The sequence below is a fragment of the Faecalibacterium intestinale genome (genome assembly GCF_040096575.1).
Classification (GTDB): domain Bacteria; phylum Bacillota; class Clostridia; order Oscillospirales; family Ruminococcaceae; genus Faecalibacterium; species Faecalibacterium intestinale.
In genome coordinates this window covers 1-18,311 of sequence record NZ_JBBMEN010000006.1, presented here as the reverse complement: position 1 = coordinate 18,311, position 18,311 = coordinate 1, and the positions used below count along the sequence as shown (strand labels likewise).

Here is an 18,311-nt window from a genome sequence, read left to right as displayed (position 1 = left end):
CAGCCTGCGGCCCTGTGGAAAAAATTACAGTTCCAGTTTGCCGGAGAATTTGTTGATAACGTAGTAGGCTGCGCCCTCCTCGGGCTTGACGTACACCTTGCAGGACTGCACGCCGACCTTGTGGGTGGTGCGGTAGTCTGCCTTGGCACGGTCGATGATGTCGGTGATGTTGTACTGCTCACCGCCCATCTCCACGTACAGCTCGGGTGCCAGCGGCGGGCGGCCGCGGCGGGCGGGAGCCTTGGCGGATTTGCGGGTCTTGCCCTCGGCAGCCGGAGCATCGGCTGCGGGAGCAGAAACTTTCTTTTCAGGCATGATGCATAACCTTCCTTCTGTATTTGATCATGGTGCAGCAGGGCTGCACCGGCGGGCTCCAATGGATCTATCGTAAGGCAGAAGCGGTGCGGAAAGCGCACGCCTGTCTGCCCCATACGAACCGATATGAAAACGTTTGCATAAAGAAGCTGAGTTTATAATTATATAATATGTTTTTGAAATTCATTTGTAAAGCCTTTTTCATAAAAAACATTGTAAAATCGGTAAGAAACGGTGGAATAAATGGTCGGAGCAGGGTTTTGATGCTTTTTTCTCGGGTATAGTACGACCTTTCGGCAAAACAGGCGGTCGTTTCCGGAAATGCCGGGCGGCACTGCGGCTATAAATACGGGCGGCAAAAAACACTCCCTGCAAGGGCGGAATAAGGCGGAACAGAACTGCCGGCGCACGCAGGATGTACCGCATATAAAAAAGAAGCGTCCCGACAAAATCGGGACGCTTCTTTTGGGAGAGTGTGCAGTGCTGTTCGACCCGCTCACACGCCGCAGATAAAAAAGGAAACTCCACCAACTTGTCTGGGGGAGTTTCCTTTTTATGCCGGTGGTGGGGGTCGAACCCACACGTGTTATTAGCACAAGGGATTTTGAGTTTTTATACTCATCTTCCATCTGGTGCCATCCAGTGATATCTGGCGATATCTAGTTCCCGGCGCAAAAAATGTTTTTTAGCGCATCTGCGCTATGTTTTCGCCCAAACTTACGACTTTTCGATTGTTTTTCCCTCTATCCCGGTTTTTCAATTTGGAACGTCCAAAAGAAAATTGGAGGGATATTTAGGAGGGATGCAGAGCTAAACGCCCCTCTGCTTAGGCACAAAATGAAAGGAAAGTCAAGGATGATGAATAAAATTCAAGCAAAAGAACTTTACGAGAAAATGTTTGCAAACTATCCCGATGTTCTTACCGTGGAGGATGCAACAAAATTATTAGGCTTCAAAAGCCAGACTGCCGTGATACGGCGGGTGCATCAGCACAGGATTCGCTGCCTGAAAGTTGGCCGATCTTTCATGATTCCTAAAGAATATCTCATCGATTATCTTTTGGATGACTAATCATATCGAATATTGTACCGCACAGCACACTACTTTTTCAACAAAAATAGTGTGCTGTTTTTATTTACTCCCAAAAGATAGGAGGTCTTATTTTGAACATTAAAAAGGACACACCGTTGAAAAATCAGCATGACCCTTGATTACTTCTATGGACAGGCCGGAGAACTTTTCTCATTCTACCGCATCCCCAAAGCACTGTTTCAGGAACCACGATTCCAGAACTTGTCAACCGATGCCAAAACACTGTACGGTATTCTGCTCGACCGCATGAGCCTGTCTGCTAAAAATGGCTGGCTGGACGAGCAGGGCCTGGTGTTCATCATCTTCACGATTGAGGATGTCAAGAGGGCGTTGTGTTGCGCAGACAACAAAGCGACCAAGCTGCTGCGGGAACTTGAAGAATTTGGTTTGATTGAACGAAAACGCAGAGGTTTGGGCAAGCCAAGTTTGGTGTATGTGAAAAACTTTTCGGCAGAATCGTCAAAATCAATATTCCAGAATCGTGATTTTCACGATTCTGGAGGCTTCAAAAGCGCAAGTCAAGACCCTGCAAAATCACGATGTAATAAGACTGATGAAAATAATACTGAAAAGAGTGAAACTTATCCTTTCTATTCGGAAGAAGAGGATGGGATGAGCAAACGCGAACAACTGGAAGAATATTTTTCACAGTCTTTGGAGGTGGACACTCTGCTCCGGCTCTGCCCGGACGATGAGGACACCCTCTATCAGATCGTAGATTTGCTGGTGGACACCTGCGCCACCAATCGCAAGATGCTGCGCATTGCTGGGGACGATAAGCCCGCCGAAGTCGTGCGCAGCCGCTTTATGAAGCTGAACGCCGACCACATCCAATTTGTGTTGAAGTGCCTTGCAGAGAACAGCAGCCCGATCCGAAACATGAAACAATATCTGCTCGCTTCTCTGTACAACGCACCGACCACGATGCAGCTGACCTATCAAAATCGAACGAACCATGACTTTGCGCACGGTTCCCAAAGGGGGTGATTTTATCGCAAAGAAATGTACCACGATTGCCATTGTCAACCAGAAAGGCGGCACCGGCAAGACCACGACCTGCGAAAATTTGGGCATCGGCCTTGCTGCCGAGGGCAAAAAAGTTCTGCTAGTGGATGCTGACCCGCAGGGCAGCTTGACCATCAGCATGGGTTGGCAGCAGCCCGATGAGCTGCCCACTACCCTTTCCACCCTGATGGCAAAAGCCATGAACGACCAGAGTATTCTGCCCGGTGAAGGTGTCCTGCACCATGATGAAGGGGTTGATCTGATTCCTGCCAACATCGAGCTGGCAGGTCTGGAAGTATCCCTTGTCAATACCATGAACCGGGAGAAGATGCTGAAGCAGGTGCTGGAAAGCGCAAAACGCGAGTACGACTATATCCTGATTGACTGCACTCCTTCCCTCGGTATGTTGACGGTCAATGCCTTAGCTGCGGCAGATACGACATTGATTCCGGTGCAGGCGCAGTATCTTCCGGTTAAAGGTTTGGAGCAACTGCTCCAGACCGTCCAGAAAGTCAGGCGACAGATAAACCCTCACTTAAAAATCGAGGGCATCCTGCTGACCATGACAGACAGCCGCACCACTTACGACAAGCAAATCAGTAATCTGATCCGCCAAGCCTATGGCGGAAAAATCAAGGTATTTGAGCCAACCATTCCACGCTCTGTCCGTGCTGCTGAAATCAGCACGACCGGCGAAAGCATTTTCACCTATGACCCAAAGGGTAAAGTAGCGGAAGCCTATCAATCTCTGACGAAGGAGGTGCTGGCCGATGCCGAAAAGCAGCTTAAACGTGTCACTGAAAGCAGCAGATGACATCTTCTCCACCGAAGAATCCCGGCAGGAGGAAAAGTGGGAGCAGGTGCAACAAATTCCCCTTGCAGAACTGTTTCCGTTCAAGAACCATCCTTTTAAGGTGCTGGACGATGAATCCATGCAGCGCACTGTGGAAAGCGTTGAACAGTACGGAGTACTTTCGCCGCTTATTGCCCGGCCCCGACCAGAGGGTGGTTATGAAATCATCTCCGGCCACCGCCGCCAGCACGCTGCTCAGCTTGCCGGGCTGGACACACTTCCTGTCATTGTCCGAGAAATGGATGATGATGCCGCCATCCTGCTCATGGTGGACAGCAATCTCCAGCGCGAGAGCATTTTGCCCAGCGAAAGGGCTTTTGCGTACAAGATGAAGTTGGAAGCCATGAAAAGAACTAGCGGTAGACCGTCAAAAGAAAATGTGTCCCAAATTGGGACACAAAAACGTTCCGACCAAATCATGGCCGAAGAACTTGGTGAAAGTCGCAATCAGATTCAACGTTTCATCCGTCTGACCAATCTTATCCCGGAACTACTTGACATAGTAGATGAAAAGAAAATTTCGTTCAATCCCGCTGTGGAATTGTCCTATCTGGACGAAGCCCAACAGCGGGATTTTTTAGAAGCCATGAACGATACGCAGAACTTCCCATCACTCTCACAGGCACAGCGGCTTAAAAAGCTGGCACAGGAAGGACATTTCTCGTATGACGTTGCCTTTGCTGTGATGGGCGAGCCGAAAAAAGACGAACTGGATAAGGTGATTATCAAAAATGACACCTTGCGGAAATACTTTCCCCGTAACTACACGCCAAAGCAGATGGAAGATACCATCATCATGCTGCTGGAACGCTGGCAGCGCAAACAGCAGCGTGAGAACGAACGCTGACCATACCGTACTGAAAGACCCGATTGGGTCTTTTTCTTTTGCAAATAAAGGAGAAAAGCCTATGAACAACACTACCCGTACCATCCGTTCTGAAGAAATCACCATTGATATGCGCGTCCTCACCATCATGGAGGATGGGCGAAAGAACGGCGAAATCTATCTCGCCGCCATCGCACCTAACATGGAACTTACCGTTATCACGCTGGACGAAGCCCCCGACATCCTGCCCTGTTTCGATGAAGATGATGCCTGTGTCAACATCCCTGACAGCACCCTGATGCTCTGCTACAACCCGGCGCAGGTGCTGGAACTGGGCGGCAAGCACTATCTGACCGGTCCGGTCATCCTGATGCGCATCGACATGGACGGTGACATTATTTCGCTGTCCATGGATGAACTCTACCGCTTCCAGAAGTATCTGGCAGGTCACAGCATTACCCTGATGGCTGACGATCAGAAGTTGCCCTGCATCTGCATGGAGTGAGGAAGCCTATGAAAAAATTTGATGTGGAGATCACCGAAACGCTTCAGCGCACGGTATCCGTAGAAGCTGCCTCGCAGGAGGAAGCAGAGCGGATGGTCACGGAATCATGGAACAACGATGATTATGTCCTCGATTCCAAGGACTTTATCGACGTTGACTTCAAAACCGTGGGCGAACACGAACTTTCTGAAAACAAAGAGAAGCTGGATGTTCTTCTGGTTCAGCCCGGTGCGTATCCGCAGAAAATCAGCATCGGCACCGACCTGAAGGATTTGCAGGATGCCGTCGGCGGCACGATCACAGCCACTTATCCTTTTACTGACCCGGTGGCCATCGTGTGCAACGATGAGGGCAAACTGCTCGGTCTGCCCATGAATCGCGCCCTGCGGGATGAACACGGCCAGACCTATGATGTGGTCGCAGGAAATTTTCTGGTAGTCGGTCTGGGTGAGGAAGATTTTGCCTCGCTCTCTCCAGAACTGGCGCAGAAGTATGAGCAGTTCTTCCACCAGCCTGAAACCTTCGTTAAACTGGGCAGTCATCTCGTGATTCTGCCCACCCCGGATGAAGCTGTCCAGCCCGCAGAGGAAAAATCCCACATCAAGCCCCCCGCAGAGCATGACCGTTAAAATCATCTTGTTGCACAGGAGGTGGTGACAATGCAGGAAGAAATCGAGCATAAAACGGTCAACTTTGCCATCTCGACCACAAAGCTATCTGCCCGCACCCTGCTGCATGGGATGCAGTTCCTGCTGCGGCAGTACGATAAGCACGCTTCGCAGGGCAAGCAGTCCATGAAACGGCTGGTGCGGCAGAATCGCGGTGTAACCAATGTCGAGATTCAGAAAACCGGCATCAAGGACTTTGACAAGTATGCCAAACGGTATCACATCGACTATGCCATCCAGAAAGACCTGTCCTACACCCCACCGCACTATATGATCTACTTCAAGGCTCAGGACACCGATGCGTTGAGTGCAGCCTTCAAGGAATATTCAGCGGCAGTTTTGGACAAGACCAAACGCCCCTCTGTGCTGGCAAAGCTGCACGATCTGGCGCAGACCGTTGCAAACCTGCCTGACAAGGTGCGGCACAAGCAGGAGGAGCGTGGCTTATGAGCAAAAAGAAACTTTCCAAGCTGCTGGCTCTCTACCTGCCCTATGTGATGATTGGCCTGCTGGCCACCAATCTGGGTGAAGCATGGCGGCTGGCCGTAGGCGAAGAACTGGGCGATAAAATCGTGTCGCTGATGGGAACGCTCCCGGCTGCATTTGCAAATCCGCTGCCCAGCCTGCATCCGTTTGACTTGTTCATTGGTCTGTGCTGCGGTGCCGGGATGCGGCTGGCGGTGTACCTGAAAGGCAAAAACGCTAAGAAGTACCGTCACGGCATGGAGTACGGCTCTGCCCGGTGGGGAAATGCCAAGGACATTGCCCCATTTATGGCCGAAAAATTTGAGGATAACATTATCCTCACCAAAACGGAACGGCTGATGATGTCCAACCGTCCATCCGATCCGAAAAACGCCAGAAACAAGAATGTTTTGGTAGTCGGCGGTTCTGGCAGTGGTAAAACGCGCTTCGTCCTGAAACCGAATCTGCTGCAATGCAATTCCAAAGATTTTCCGGTATCATTCGTGGTCACCGACCCGAAAGGTACAGTCGGCGTTGAATGTGGTAAGGCCCTGTTAAAGTACAGCTACAAGCTAAAATTCTTCAACACAATCAACTTTTCCAAGTCGATGCACTATAACCCCATGGCGTATATCCACAGTGAAAAGGATGTTCTGAAACTCGTGACCGCACTGATGACCAACACAAAAGGTGAGGGTCAGGGAGCCGACCCATTTTGGGACAAGGCGGAGCGGCTTTTGCTCGTTTCGCTTATCGCATATCTCCACTATGAAGCCCCGGTTGAGGAGCAAAACTTCGCAACACTGTTGGAAATGCTCAACACCATGCAGGTATCCGAGGACGATGAAACCTATCAAAATCCGGTTGACCTGCTGTTTGAGGATTTAGGCAAGAAAAAGCCCAATTCCTTTGCCGTGCGCCAGTATAAACTTTACAAGTTAGCCGCAGGTAAGACCGCCAAGAGCATCCTCATTTCCTGCGGTGCCCGCCTCTCGCCCTTTGATATTCAAGAGATCCGGGACGCCACCATGTACGATGAATTGGAGTTGGACAAACTGGGCGACCGGAAAACAGCCTTGTTCCTTATCATGAGCGATACGGACAGCACCTTCAACTTCCTGATTTCCATGATCTACACCCAGCTTTTCAACCTCTTATGCGACAAAGCTGATGATGTGTACGGCGGCAAGCTGCCTGTCCATGTGCGGTGCCTGATTGACGAATGTGCCAACATCGGGCAGATTCCACAGCTGGAAAAGCTGGTAGCCACCATCCGCAGCCGCGAGATTTCGGCTTGCTTGGTTTTGCAGACCCGCAGCCAGTTGAAAGCCATCTACAAAGATAATGCCGATACGATTGTCGGCAACATGGATTCTCAGATTTTCCTTGGCGGCAGCGAACCTACCACCTTGAAAGAATTGTCCGAAACACTCGGCAAGGAAACAATTGATGGGTTTAATACTTCCGATACGCGCGGAAACAGCCCCAGCTATGGCACCAACTATCAAAAACTTGGTCACGAACTCATGAGCCGCGATGAACTGGCTGTGCTGGATGGCGGCAAGTGCATCCTCCAACTGCGCGGTGTCAGACCTTTTCTTTCAGACAAATATGACCTGACGCAGCATCCAAACTACAAATACACATCCGATTATGACCCTAAGAACGCACTCGATATCGAGAAGTTCTTGAACCGAAAAGAAAAAATCCACCCGGATGATACCTTCATCATGGTGGATGTCGATTCACTCCCGCCCGCCTGACAAGACGAGCGGTTATTTTTTACCCATTGACCCAAAAGTACGCCAGAAAATCAACCTTCGCCGTGGCTTTCGGCTTTTTACAAACAGATTTCAGGAGTGTGCAGGGTCACTTTTTCAAAACAAAGGAGATCAAAACTATGGAATTCTTTAACAGTGCAGTGGATGTTCTGAAGACTCTGGTCGTGGCACTGGGTGCCGGTCTGGGCGTGTGGGGTGCCGTGAACCTCATGGAAGGCTACGGCGGCGATAACCCCTCTGCCAATGCTCATGTGCGGTAAAGTAACAAATGATAATTTGATAGACAGCAGCCACTATTTCCGAAACACAGACCAATACGAAAAGCTGATGTGGGGATTTTCCTATATCAGCTTTTGTCTTTCTAAGCATTTTGGGGAAAGTGATGTATTTGTATCTTTCCTATTGACAGCCAGCCTTTGAAGTGATATATTTATCTCGACAAGCGACAAATACATCTCATTGGAGGACACCATTATGAAAAAAAGAACGAAACTCACAATTTGCCTGGGCGTGATATGCGCTCTGCTGGTAGCAATATCTTCATGGTACACGATAGCATTTAACAATTCAAGGTTTATTGTGCCTATGGATTTATCTGAATATGTTTTCAGAGTGCAAGACCTGCCTATGATTATTTCCGGCGTACTTCTTACCTTGTATATTGTGAATATTGTTGTGTTGTTTTTGGAATCTATTAAAACAAACAGGCGTAGGGAATTAACCTTGCAATCCACCAGAACAATAAATCCAAAACTGGGTTTTTTAGGTTTATTAGGATTTGCCGGATTTTTGGGATTTTGGACTTACAGCGTTGACAAGACAATTTTTCCTTTTGTGTTTTTCCTGTTTTTCGGCTTTTTCGGATTTTTCTATGAGGGAAAAATGTCAAATACTCTTATAGATGAACGATACAAAGAAAACAAAATGAAAGCGCAAAGTGTAGCGAACAAAACTTCTCTGTCCATTATTTTTCTTGCAATACTCATTTTGGGACAGGGAAAGCTCATGGATAACCTTGAATATACCTTAATTGCTCTTGTTATTGTTATAGCTCTCTCCATAGCACTTGAAATATTCCTTAGCGAATATCTGCTATATCATTATGATAACGATGAACAGTTTGATGAAAGCGAGGAATAAGCGTGCCGGATTTTGAATGTAGATTAAAAAAGTACAGGCTATTAAAGGATTTGACACAAGAGCAGTTAGCGGCACAGGTAGGCGTGCGGCGAGAAACAATTATGCGGCTGGAAAAGGCACAATACAATCCCTCACTTAAACTGGCGATTGATATTTCAAGAGTTGTTGAAGCACCGATTGAAGAAATATTCGTTTTCAAGTGATTTGTGCGGAATTATGCTTATTTTATAGGCAGTTGCGCTAATGTTAATCTGCATTGCTTGCCGCATAGCAGCTATCATGCTATTTTTGATTTACCAAGACAAAGGAGTGGAACGCATCATGTTTCTATGAAATCTAAAAACTCTCAGAAAACAGAAAGGCTTTTCACAGGAAGAATTAGCAACCAGACTTCATGTAGTCAGACAGACTATCTCCAAATGGGAGAAAAATTTGTCCGTTCCCGACGCTGATACTCTTATTCGTCTGGCTGAAATATTAGAGGTATCTGTCAGTGAATTGCTGGGTACGAAAATTGAAAATGAAAATGTCGCCAGTGATGTTGCCGAACAACTATCCAGAATAAACGAGCAACTGGCAATCAAGAACCGCCGCTCATGTCGTATCTGGAAAATTGTTGCCATTATATTAGCAGTAATCGTTCTTGTGAATATTTTTATTGCTGTCTTTTTCAGCGTTCCAGACCTCAACAGCAATACCCAGAATAACCCGCTAGCAATAAGTGATGAAACGATAAGCATAGATGAATGAAGTCGCTAAAAATAGCAAAACCAGCCGAGCCAGTCAACGGCAAGTAAATGGGCTGCACCCACCGTTGACAGCCCCGCCTGTCCTTGCCGGTGGGTAATCAAGGGGCGACAGCAGAAAATGCTGCCGCCCTTTCCCATAATTGAAGAAAGGGGGATTTTCCATGACCGAACAGGAAGCCTATCAAGAACATATCCGCTATACCCATGATACCTATTGCCGGATTGTTATTCGCCATGCGTCCTTTGACGCTGCCCGTATGCTGGCGGCGAGGTGGAGACGGGAAATCTCTCTTGAATATTTGACCGAAGAAAAGTTTGTCCCACTAAGCACCACAGACGAGTATTTTCAAGTGCCGGACTATGGCGAAACTTATCTGTTTTCTGTCCGGGGGCAGACGATATTTTTAGATAGCTGTTCCCTTGCGGCGGCTCTTGCCGGGCTGCCGGAACAGACACAAGAGGAAATCTTTTTATATTACTTCCAGCACTTGACACAGAAAGAAATCGGAGAACAAAGCGGCTGGACACGCAGCACAATCGGGCGGCATATTCAGCTTGCCTTGAAGCGGCTGAAAGAGGAAATGGAGGTGTTGTCCCATGAGTAACCGACTTCTCCCCTATGACACTATCATAAAGGCACATGAGGGCGACCCCATAGCGATACAAGCCGTCCTTGACCGATACGCTGGATATATCCGCTACTTCTCCAACATGAACGGTTATTATAACTCTGATATGGAGGGCTACATCAGAACAAAGCTGATTGAAAGCCTGTTCAAGTTTCGGCTTGACCGATAACATAAAAACTGAATATCCCGCCGCCCCGCAGCGGCACATGAAGCAGTAAATCCGAAAAAGATTTGCTGCTTTTTTTGCGCCCATTTTTGGCAAATTTCCAAATGTTCCGTATTAGACAGTGAAGCCAAAAAAGATTGCCGTTTTTTTCAGACGGCGAGCAAAACACAGTTTCCAAAACGCCTTATTGTCGGGAAAGACCACGCCGCAGGAAAAGTTCTTGCCGGAAAGTCCGTCATTTTTGCTTTTTGCGGTGTTGTAGGGAGTAAGGGGAGAACGCCGCCCGCAGCCTTTTATAAAAAAGCTGGTTATAGATTTCCCGAAAAAGTGGCAGTAGCAAGTGAACGGCAGTCCGGCAGTTTCTTAGAGCAAGATTCTACCGCAGTACCAAAATTCGCTTTTCGCTCATTTTGCCCCTGCGGGAATCTTGTTGGGGAGTGCCTTCCCCAAACCCTGCTTATGCGGCTTGCGCCGCTTAAAAATCCCTCAAAATATTTTTTCGGATTTTTCAAAAACAGTTCCGCTTCACACCCCGTTTTTCTCCTATTAGTGAGAGGACACCACGCACAGAAAGGAGGTTTTACCATGCGAAAACGATACAACACGCCGCACCGCAGCCGGGTAGTCAAGACACGCATGACCGAGGAAGAATATGCCGAGTTTGCGGAAAGGCTTTCTGCCTGCAACATGAGCCAAGCCGAGTTTATCCGGCAAGCCATAACCGGGGCAGCCATACGCCCCATCATAACCGTTTTCCCCGTCAATGACGAGCTGCTTGCTGCTGTCGGGAAGCTGACCGCCGAATACGGCAGGATCGGCGGCAACTTAAACCAGATAGCCCGGACGCTGAACGAGTGGCACAGCCCCTACCCGCAGCTTGCCGGGGAGGTACGGGCGGCGGTTTCCGACCTTGCTGCCCTAAAGTTTGAAGTCTTGCAGAAAGTGGGTGACGCTGTTGGCAACATTCAAACATATCAGCTCTAAAAATGCCGACTATGGCGCGGCGGAAGCCTACCTCACATTTGAGCATGACGAGTTTACCATGAAGCCCACCCTTGATGAAAACGGGCGGCTGATACCGAGAGAGGATTACCGCATTTCTTCCCTCAACTGCGGGGGCGATGATTTCGCCGTTGCCTGTATGCGAGCCAATCTCCGCTATGAGAAAAACCAAAAACGGGAAGATGTGAAAAGCCACCACTATATCATCAGCTTTGACCCACGGGACGGGACAGACAACGGCTTGACCGTAGACCGGGCGCAGGAGCTGGGCGAGCAGTTCTGCAAGGAGCATTTTCCCGGACACCAAGCCCTAATCTGCACCCACCCGGACGGGCATAACCACAGCGGCAATATCCATGTGCATATCGTCATCAACTCCCTGCGGATTTATGAAGTCCCGCTTCTGCCCTACATGGACAGACCAGCCGATACACGGGAGGGCTGCAAGCACCGCTGCACCAACGCCGCTATGGAATATTTCAAGAGTGAAGTCATGGAGATGTGCCACCGGGAGGGGCTTTACCAAATCGACCTCCTAAGCGGCAGCAAGGAACGGATAACGGAACGGGAATTCTGGGCGGCAAAGAAAGGGCAGCTTGCCCTTGATAAAGAGAACGCCGCCAGAGAAGCCGCCGGACAGCCGACCAAGCCCACCAAGTTTGAAACGGACAAGGCGAAGCTGCGCCGGACGATACGGCAGGCACTTTCCCAAGCTACCAGCTTTGACGAGTTTTCTTCCCTTTTGCTGCGTGAGGGTGTGACTGTCAAGGAGAGCCGGGGGCGGCTTTCCTACCTCACGCCGGACAGGACAAAGCCTATCACAGCCCGGAAGCTGGGGGACGATTTTGACAAGGCTACTGTCCTTGCCCTGCTTACACAGAACGCCCGCAGAGCCGCCGAACAGACCAAAGCCATACCCGAATACCCTGCCGCAGTTAAAAAGCCGTCACAAGGGGAAAAAACCACAAAAACCACCCCGGCAGACAACACCTTGCAGCGCATGGTTGACCGGGAAGCCAAGCGAGCCGAGGGCAAGGGCGTGGGCTATGACCGCTGGGCGGCAAAGCACAACCTAAAGCAAATGGCAGCTACCGTTACCGCCTACCAGCAGTACGGCTTTTCTTCCCCGGAGGAACTGGACGAAGCCTGTTCTGCCGCCTATACCGCCATGCGGGAAAGCCTTACAGAGCTGAAGCAGGTGGAAAAGACGCTGGACGGGAAAAAGGAGCTGCAACGGCAGGTGCTTGCCTATTCCAAGACCCGCCCTGTCCGGGACGGGCTGAAACAGCAGAAAAACGCCAAAGCAAAAGCAGCCTACCGACAGAAGCACGAAAGCGACTTTATCATAGCAGACGCAGCCGCCCGTTATTTTAGGGAGAACGGCATTTCCAAGCTGCCAAGCTATAAAGCCCTGCAAGCAGAGATTGAAACCCTTATCAAAGAGAAAAACAGCGGCTACAACGATTACCGGGAAAAACGGGAGGAATACCGCCGCTTACAGACCGTCAAGGGCAATATCGACCAGATTTTACGCCGGGAGCGCAAGCCTGTGAAAAGGCAGGAACAGGAGCGATAAAAACCACCCCAAAATGTACCCGAACCCATACAGAACAAGGGGGCTGCCCCGTACCCTATCCCCAATACCAAAGGATTTTTTAACGGGCTTACAGGGCAGAAAAACCCCGAAAATGATACCGAGATGATACAGAATTACCGCCGATACCGCCACACCAGCGGAAACGGCAGAAAGGAGCGCACCCATGCCAAGAATGAGCAAGAAACGGCGGCTGGAATGGTCTTTTTTCCTGCGGCAAGTGAAAGTCGGGAATGCCACCTGCGACCGTATCACATACAACGACCTCTGCCGGAGCTGTACCCATAGCTGCAAGCAGAGCTTCCGGGTGGTTATCATACTCTGCCCCCGCTACTACTCCAAACGCCGGAAAAAGGAGGACAGGGACAATGGCAGATAACCGCAAGTATTACTACCTCAAGCTGAAAGAGAACTTTTTTGACAGCGACTCCATTGTACTGCTGGAAGATATGAAAGACGGGATTTTATATTCCAATATTCTCTTGAAGCTGTACTTAAAATCGCTGAAAAACGGCGGGAAGTTGCAGCTTGACGAGCATATCCCCTACACAGCGCAGATGATAGCGACACTGACCCGCCACCAGATAGGGACAGTTGAGAGGGCTTTAGAGATTTTCCGGCAGTTGGGGCTTGTGGAGCAGCTTGACAGCGGGGCTTTCTATATGACCGACATTGAGCTGATGATAGGACAGTCCTCTACCGAAGCCGAGCGAAAACGGGCTGCAAGGCTGGAAAACAAGGCACTTTTACCGCCCCGGACAAAAGGCGGACATTTGTCCGACATTCGTCCACCAGAGATAGAGATAGAGTTAGAGAAAGAGGAAAAAGAGAGAGAGGGAGAAACGGGACACCCCGTCCCCGCTGCTTATGGCAGATACAACAATGTAATACTGACCGATACAGAGCTTTCCGGGCTGAAAACAGAGCTGACCGACAAGTGGGAGTATTATATTGACCGGCTTTCCTGCCATATCGCTTCCACCGGGAAGCAGTACCACAGCCATGCAGCCACCATTTACAAGTGGGCGCAGGAGGACGCTGCCAAAGGCAAGGCTGCCCCGAAACAGGGCATACCCGATTATTCATGCAAGGAGGGCGAGAGCTTATGAAAAACGAGATTGAAGCTATGATTACGGACATTACAGCCACTACCGCCGAAGCAGAGGACTACACAGGCGAGGACGGGCTTTTATACTGCGGCAAGTGCCATACGCCAAAAGAAGCATACTTTTCAAAAGAAACCGCCCAATGGTTAGGGCATGACCGACACCCGGCAGAGTGCGACTGCCACCGGGCAGCCCGTGAAAAGCGGGAAGCCGCTGAAAGCCGACAGAAGCACCTTGAAACAGTGGAGGACTTGAAACGCCGGGGCTTTACCGACCCCGCTATGCGGAACTGGACATTTGAGCATGACAACGGCAGAAACCCACAGACCGAAACCGCCCGCTTTTATGTGGAGAGTTGGGAAACCATGCAGGCTGAAAATATCGGCTACCTGTTTTGGGGCGGCGTGGGGACAGGAAAAAGCTACCTTGCCGCCTGTATCGCCAACGCCCTTATGGAAAAAGAGGTTGCCGTTCGCATGACAAATTTTGCAACGATACTCAATGACCTTGCCGCCAGCTTTGAGGGCAGGAACGAATATATTTCCCGCCTTTGCAGCTACCCTCTGCTGATACTTGATGATTTTGGTATGGAGCGAGGAACAGAGTACGGGCTGGAACAGGTTTACAGCGTGATTGACAGCCGTTACCGAAGCGGCAAGCCGCTGATCGCCACGACCAACCTCACGCTGGAGGAATTGCAGCACCCGCAGGACACGCCCCACGCCCGTATCTATGACAGGCTGACTTCCATGTGCGCCCCCGTCCGCTTCACGGGCAGCAACTTCCGAAAGGAAACCGCACAGGAAAAGCTGGAACGATTAAAGCAACTGATAAAGCAGCGAAAGGAGAGCCTATGACAGAAACCAAACAGACAAGCACCACCAAAACAGACCGCCGCCCGGACTGTGTGACGGAAATCCGCATGGGCAACTCCGTCCTTACCGTTTCCGGCTTCTTCAAGCAGGGCGCAACCGACACCGCAGCCGACAAGATGATGAAAGTGCTGGAAGCGGAAGCTGCTACACAAAAAACGGCGATTTGACCGACCATAAAGAAGCAGATTTGACGCTTTTGCCGCTATACAGACAGCCGCCCCATGTGGTACAATCAAGGTACGGAATAGTGGGGCTGGCTGTCGGAAACGGAGGCTTTTATGTTAAGACAGACCAACCAACAACCAATTACCGCCCTTTACCCAAGACTTTCCCATGAGGACGAGCTGCAAGGCGAGAGCAATTCCATTTCCAATCAGAAGCGTATCCTTGAAACCTATGCGAAGCAGAACGGCTTTTCCAATCTGCGCTGGTACACGGACGACGGTTATTCTGGTGCGAACTTTCAAAGACCCGGTTTTCAAGCCATGCTTGCGGACATTGAAGCCGGAAAAGTCGGGACAGTTATCGTAAAGGATATGTCGAGGTTAGGGCGAAACTACCTGCAAGTGGGAATGTACACGGAAATGATTTTCCCACAGAAAGGCGTCCGCTTCATCGCTATCAATGACGGAGTGGACAGCGCACAGGGCGACAATGACTTTGCCCCGCTGCGGAATATCTTTAACGAATGGCTGGTGAGAGATACGAGCAAGAAAATACGGGCGGTAAAACGCTCAAAAGGCATGAGTGGCAAGCCCATCACAAGCAAGCCTGTGTATGGCTACCTCATGGACGAGGACGAAAATTTCATCATTGACGAGGAAGCTGCACCCGTAGTCAAGCAGATATACAACCTCTGTCTTGCCGGGAATGGTCCGACCAAGATAGCCCGTATGCTCACAGAGCAGCAAATCCCCACGCCGGGAACGCTTGAATACCGCAGGACGGGCAGCACCCGCCGCTACCACCCCGGCTATGAGTGCAAGTGGGCGACCAATACCGTAGTGCATATCCTTGAAAACCGGGAATACACAGGCTGTCTGGTAAATTTCAAGACAGAAAAACTTTCTTACAAAGTCAAGCACAGTGTAGAAAATCCCCCGGAAAAGCAAGTGATTTTCGAGAACCACCACGAGCCTATCATAGACACCCAAACATGGGAACGGGTGCAGGAGCTTCGCAAACAGCGCAAACGCCCAAACCGCTATGATGAAGTGGGTTTGTTCTCCGGCATACTGTTCTGTGCGGACTGCGGCAGCGTGATGTATCGGCAGCGATACCAGACGGACAAGCGCAAGCAGGACTGTTATATCTGCGGCAACTACAAGAAACGCACCCATGACTGTACGGCGCACTTTATCCGCACCGACCTCTTGACCGCTGGTGTACTCTCCAATCTGCGGAAAGTGACCAGCTATGCGGCAAAGCATGAAGCCCGGTTTATGAAACTCTTGATTGAGCAGAACGAGGACGGGGGCAAACGCAGGAACGCCGCCAAGAAAAAGGAACTGGAAGCCGCCGAGAAACGCATAGCCGAGTTATCCGCTATCTTCAAGCGGCTGTATGAGGACAGCGTGACCGGGCGCATATCAGACGAGCGTTTCACAGAACTGTCGGCAGACTATGAAGCAGAACAACGGGAGCTGAAAGAAAGAGCCGCTGCTATCCAAGCGGAGCTTTCCAAAGCACAGGAAGCCACCGTGAACGCAGAAAAGTTTATGAATGTTGTCCGGCGGCATACCAGCTTTGAAGAACTTACCCCTACTCTGCTGCGGGAGTTTGTAGAGAAAATCGTTGTGCATGAGTGCAGCTATGACGAGAACAAGACCCGCAGACAGGACATTGAGATTTATTATTCTTTTGTTGGCAAGGTGGACTTGCCCGAATAACCGCCCGACCTATCCGACACAATGCGCAAGTGCCGGATAGGAACGGCAAAATTTTTTACACTTCTATTACTTCTTTATCACACATCAGTAAAGAGTCAGGGCATGAAGCAGCTGATGGCTGGCGGCGGCGTGGCCCTGATTGGCATCACTCTGGTACCCCTGCTGTCCGGTCTGTTCGGCTGATCTTTTTTGGGCGGCATTTGCTGCCCTTACATATTACTTGCAAGCAGCTTCCAGCCCCACCGTGGCAAACGGCTTCTTATTATAATAAGGAAGCGCATTGCAAACCGAATACTCACCTTTATTTTGAAAGGACGGTGCTTTTATGCAGCTTCTGACGAACATTATCTTTCTGCTCAACCTGCTCAAAAATTTGATCAATCATTTTTCCTGATGGGTGGTGGCTCTGAGTGGAAACAGTTCTCAAGGCGATCTCGGATTGGATCAAATCGTTGCTGACAGCAGCCATCATGTCCAATCTCAGCGGCCTGTTCGATGATGTCAACACCCAAGTAGGCAGCATTGCACAGCAGGTCGGCACCAAACCATCCAATTTTGAGCCGCGTGTTTTTGCCATGATCGAGGCACTATCCCGTAATGTGGTTCTGCCCATCGCAGGCATCATCCTGACCTTCATTGCCTGTTACGAACTGGTTCAGATGATTACAGAGCATAACAACATGGCGCAGTTTGAACCAGCATTGATTCTAAAATGGATTTTTAAGACTGCCATTTCGGTCTGGATGATTTCAAACACTTTTGACATCATCATGGCCGTATTTGATGTAACCCAGCAGGTCGTGGCAAATTCCAGCGGCATCATCAGCGGCAATACGAGGGTCAACGACATTGGCTTGTCGATGCTGGAAAGCAGTATGATGAGCATGGATGTCGGCCCACTGTTCGGCTTGTTCCTGCAAAGTTTTCTGATCGGCATTACCATGCGCATCCTGTCCATCGTGATTTTTGTAATCGTGTACGGAAGAATGATTGAGATCTATATGATGGTCAGTCTGGCCCCAGTGCCTATGGCCACATGGGGCAACCATGAGCAGAGCCATGTCGGACAGAATTACCTGAAATCCCTGTTTGCGCTGGGCTTTCAGGGCTTCCTGATTCTCATCTGTGTTGCCATCTATGCCGTATTGATCCAAAACATTGCCATTTCCGGTGATGCCATTGGCTCCATCTGGTCAATTGTGGGATACACCGTACTGCTCTGCTTCTCACTGTTCAAGACCAGTTCTGTTGCAAAAACTCTGCTGGGTGCCCATTGATTCGGAGGTGAAATTTTGGCAGCTTATATTTCTGCTCCGCGCGATTTCAGCAAGGTGAAATCCAAAGTGGCGTTCAATCTGACCGCACGGCAGCTTGTTTGTTTCGGTGCAGCGGCAGTTGTAGGGGTGCCGCTGTTTTTTGTTCTGCGGGATACCGCAGGCAATACCGGTGCGACCCTCGGTATGATGGCAGTCATGCTGCCCATGTTCTTTCTGGCTATGTACCAGAAAAACGGCCAGCCCGCTGAAAAAATCCTGATGTACTACATTCAGGCACGGTTCATCCGCCCGAAAGTACGTCCGTACCAGACCCGCAATTACTATGCACTGCTTGTGAAGGGAGATGACGCCCATGATTCCGTTTCTGAAAAAGA

General features: G+C 49.9%; 24 protein-coding genes and 3 pseudogenes. 24 read left to right on the top strand and 3 right to left on the bottom strand.

Annotated features, from left to right (window positions below):
- Positions 1-24 precede the first annotated feature (24 nt).
- Positions 25-315, bottom strand: coding sequence for a DUF6465 family protein (locus WMO20_RS06835; protein WP_112090418.1), 291 nt, complete (start codon positions 313-315; stop codon positions 25-27).
- Positions 316-516: 201 nt separating this feature from the next.
- Positions 517-846, bottom strand: coding sequence for a hypothetical protein (locus WMO20_RS06830; protein ID WP_349186216.1), 330 nt, complete (start codon positions 844-846; stop codon positions 517-519).
- Positions 847-1,170: 324 nt separating this feature from the next.
- Here WMO20_RS06830 and WMO20_RS06825 point away from each other — a divergent pair, with 324 nt between their 5' ends.
- The 22 genes and pseudogenes from WMO20_RS06825 to WMO20_RS06720 all read left to right on the top strand — a co-directional run.
- A complete protein-coding gene (locus WMO20_RS06825; RefSeq protein ID WP_165853682.1) occupies positions 1,171-1,386 on the top strand; it encodes a helix-turn-helix domain-containing protein in 216 nt (71 codons plus the stop codon).
- A gap of 129 nt (positions 1,387-1,515) precedes the next feature.
- Positions 1,516-2,394, top strand: a complete 879-nt coding sequence (locus WMO20_RS06820; RefSeq protein WP_120020528.1) for a DUF6017 domain-containing protein — start codon at positions 1,516-1,518, stop codon at positions 2,392-2,394.
- Positions 2,363-3,226, top strand: a complete 864-nt coding sequence (locus tag WMO20_RS06815) for a ParA family protein (RefSeq protein WP_120020529.1) — start codon at positions 2,363-2,365, stop codon at positions 3,224-3,226. The genes WMO20_RS06820 and WMO20_RS06815 overlap by 32 nt, the downstream gene beginning before the upstream one ends.
- Positions 3,183-4,112 carry a ParB/RepB/Spo0J family partition protein gene (locus tag WMO20_RS06810; protein ID WP_120020530.1) on the top strand — a complete coding sequence of 310 codons (930 nt, stop codon included), beginning with the start codon at positions 3,183-3,185 and terminating at the stop codon, positions 4,110-4,112. The genes WMO20_RS06815 and WMO20_RS06810 overlap by 44 nt, the downstream gene beginning before the upstream one ends.
- A gap of 61 nt (positions 4,113-4,173) precedes the next feature.
- A complete protein-coding gene (locus tag WMO20_RS06805; RefSeq protein WP_120020531.1) occupies positions 4,174-4,596 on the top strand; it encodes a hypothetical protein in 423 nt (140 codons plus the stop codon).
- Between the two features lie 8 nt (positions 4,597-4,604).
- Positions 4,605-5,225, top strand: a complete 621-nt coding sequence (locus WMO20_RS06800; RefSeq protein ID WP_120020532.1) for a DUF3846 domain-containing protein — start codon at positions 4,605-4,607, stop codon at positions 5,223-5,225.
- Positions 5,226-5,255: 30 nt separating this feature from the next.
- Positions 5,256-5,714: a PcfB family protein gene (locus WMO20_RS06795; RefSeq protein WP_349186215.1), complete on the top strand. Its 459-nt coding sequence runs from the start codon at positions 5,256-5,258 to the stop codon at positions 5,712-5,714.
- Positions 5,711-7,492, top strand: a complete 1,782-nt coding sequence (locus WMO20_RS06790; protein WP_349186214.1) for a VirD4-like conjugal transfer protein, CD1115 family — start codon at positions 5,711-5,713, stop codon at positions 7,490-7,492. The genes WMO20_RS06795 and WMO20_RS06790 overlap by 4 nt, the downstream gene beginning before the upstream one ends.
- Positions 7,493-7,629: 137 nt before the next feature.
- A pseudogene (locus tag WMO20_RS06785) lies at positions 7,630-7,758 on the top strand (Maff2 family mobile element protein); the annotation flags it as partial.
- 226 nt (positions 7,759-7,984) lie between these two features.
- A complete protein-coding gene (locus WMO20_RS06780) occupies positions 7,985-8,650 on the top strand; it encodes a DUF2178 domain-containing protein (RefSeq protein WP_050540877.1) in 666 nt (221 codons plus the stop codon).
- A gap of 2 nt (positions 8,651-8,652) precedes the next feature.
- On the top strand, positions 8,653-8,853 hold the full coding sequence (locus WMO20_RS06775; protein WP_032747079.1) for a helix-turn-helix transcriptional regulator: 201 nt from the start codon (positions 8,653-8,655) through the stop codon (positions 8,851-8,853).
- A gap of 142 nt (positions 8,854-8,995) precedes the next feature.
- A pseudogene (locus WMO20_RS06770) lies at positions 8,996-9,400 on the top strand (helix-turn-helix domain-containing protein); the annotation flags it as partial.
- Positions 9,401-9,560: 160 nt separating this feature from the next.
- Positions 9,561-10,004 (top strand): RNA polymerase sigma factor, encoded by a 444-nt coding sequence (locus WMO20_RS06765; RefSeq protein ID WP_007054578.1) that lies wholly within the window; start codon positions 9,561-9,563, stop codon positions 10,002-10,004.
- Positions 9,997-10,197 (top strand): helix-turn-helix domain-containing protein, encoded by a 201-nt coding sequence (locus tag WMO20_RS06760; protein WP_349186213.1) that lies wholly within the window; start codon positions 9,997-9,999, stop codon positions 10,195-10,197. Before WMO20_RS06765 ends, WMO20_RS06760 begins: the two co-directional genes overlap by 8 nt.
- A 582-nt stretch (positions 10,198-10,779) precedes the next feature.
- Positions 10,780-11,178: a plasmid mobilization protein gene (locus tag WMO20_RS06755; protein WP_314856985.1), complete on the top strand. Its 399-nt coding sequence runs from the start codon at positions 10,780-10,782 to the stop codon at positions 11,176-11,178.
- Positions 11,150-12,772 (top strand): relaxase/mobilization nuclease domain-containing protein, encoded by a 1,623-nt coding sequence (locus tag WMO20_RS06750; RefSeq protein ID WP_349186212.1) that lies wholly within the window; start codon positions 11,150-11,152, stop codon positions 12,770-12,772. Before WMO20_RS06755 ends, WMO20_RS06750 begins: the two co-directional genes overlap by 29 nt.
- Before the next feature lie 184 nt (positions 12,773-12,956).
- Positions 12,957-13,169 carry a hypothetical protein gene (locus WMO20_RS06745; protein ID WP_082425188.1) on the top strand — a complete coding sequence of 71 codons (213 nt, stop codon included), beginning with the start codon at positions 12,957-12,959 and terminating at the stop codon, positions 13,167-13,169.
- The gene (locus tag WMO20_RS06740) at positions 13,159-13,899 is read left to right on the top strand and encodes a phage replisome organizer N-terminal domain-containing protein (RefSeq protein ID WP_349186211.1); all 741 of its coding nucleotides are present in this window, start codon (positions 13,159-13,161) and stop codon (positions 13,897-13,899) included. Before WMO20_RS06745 ends, WMO20_RS06740 begins: the two co-directional genes overlap by 11 nt.
- Entirely contained in the window at positions 13,896-14,753 is an 858-nt protein-coding gene (locus tag WMO20_RS06735; protein ID WP_004612252.1) for an ATP-binding protein, read from the top strand. Before WMO20_RS06740 ends, WMO20_RS06735 begins: the two co-directional genes overlap by 4 nt.
- Positions 14,750-14,938 (top strand): transposon-encoded TnpW family protein, encoded by a 189-nt coding sequence (locus WMO20_RS06730; RefSeq protein ID WP_002569233.1) that lies wholly within the window; start codon positions 14,750-14,752, stop codon positions 14,936-14,938. The genes WMO20_RS06735 and WMO20_RS06730 overlap by 4 nt, the downstream gene beginning before the upstream one ends.
- 111 nt (positions 14,939-15,049) lie before the next feature.
- Positions 15,050-16,660 carry a recombinase family protein gene (locus WMO20_RS06725; RefSeq protein ID WP_349186210.1) on the top strand — a complete coding sequence of 537 codons (1,611 nt, stop codon included), beginning with the start codon at positions 15,050-15,052 and terminating at the stop codon, positions 16,658-16,660.
- 90 nt (positions 16,661-16,750) lie between these two features.
- Positions 16,751-16,843: pseudogene (locus tag WMO20_RS06720) on the top strand (Maff2 family mobile element protein); the annotation flags it as partial.
- 118 nt (positions 16,844-16,961) lie between these two features.
- Here WMO20_RS06720 and WMO20_RS06715 read toward each other — a convergent pair.
- Positions 16,962-17,132, bottom strand: a complete 171-nt coding sequence (locus WMO20_RS06715) for a hypothetical protein (protein ID WP_349186209.1) — start codon at positions 17,130-17,132, stop codon at positions 16,962-16,964.
- Here WMO20_RS06715 and WMO20_RS06710 point away from each other — a divergent pair.
- Both WMO20_RS06710 and WMO20_RS06705 read left to right on the top strand, forming a co-directional pair.
- A complete protein-coding gene (locus tag WMO20_RS06710; protein WP_120020536.1) occupies positions 17,071-17,937 on the top strand; it encodes a VirB6/TrbL-like conjugal transfer protein, CD1112 family in 867 nt (288 codons plus the stop codon). The genes WMO20_RS06715 and WMO20_RS06710 overlap by 62 nt on opposite strands.
- Before the next feature lie 15 nt (positions 17,938-17,952).
- Positions 17,953-18,311: PrgI family protein (locus tag WMO20_RS06705; protein WP_349186208.1), on the top strand; the 359-nt coding region annotated here is incomplete at its 3' end.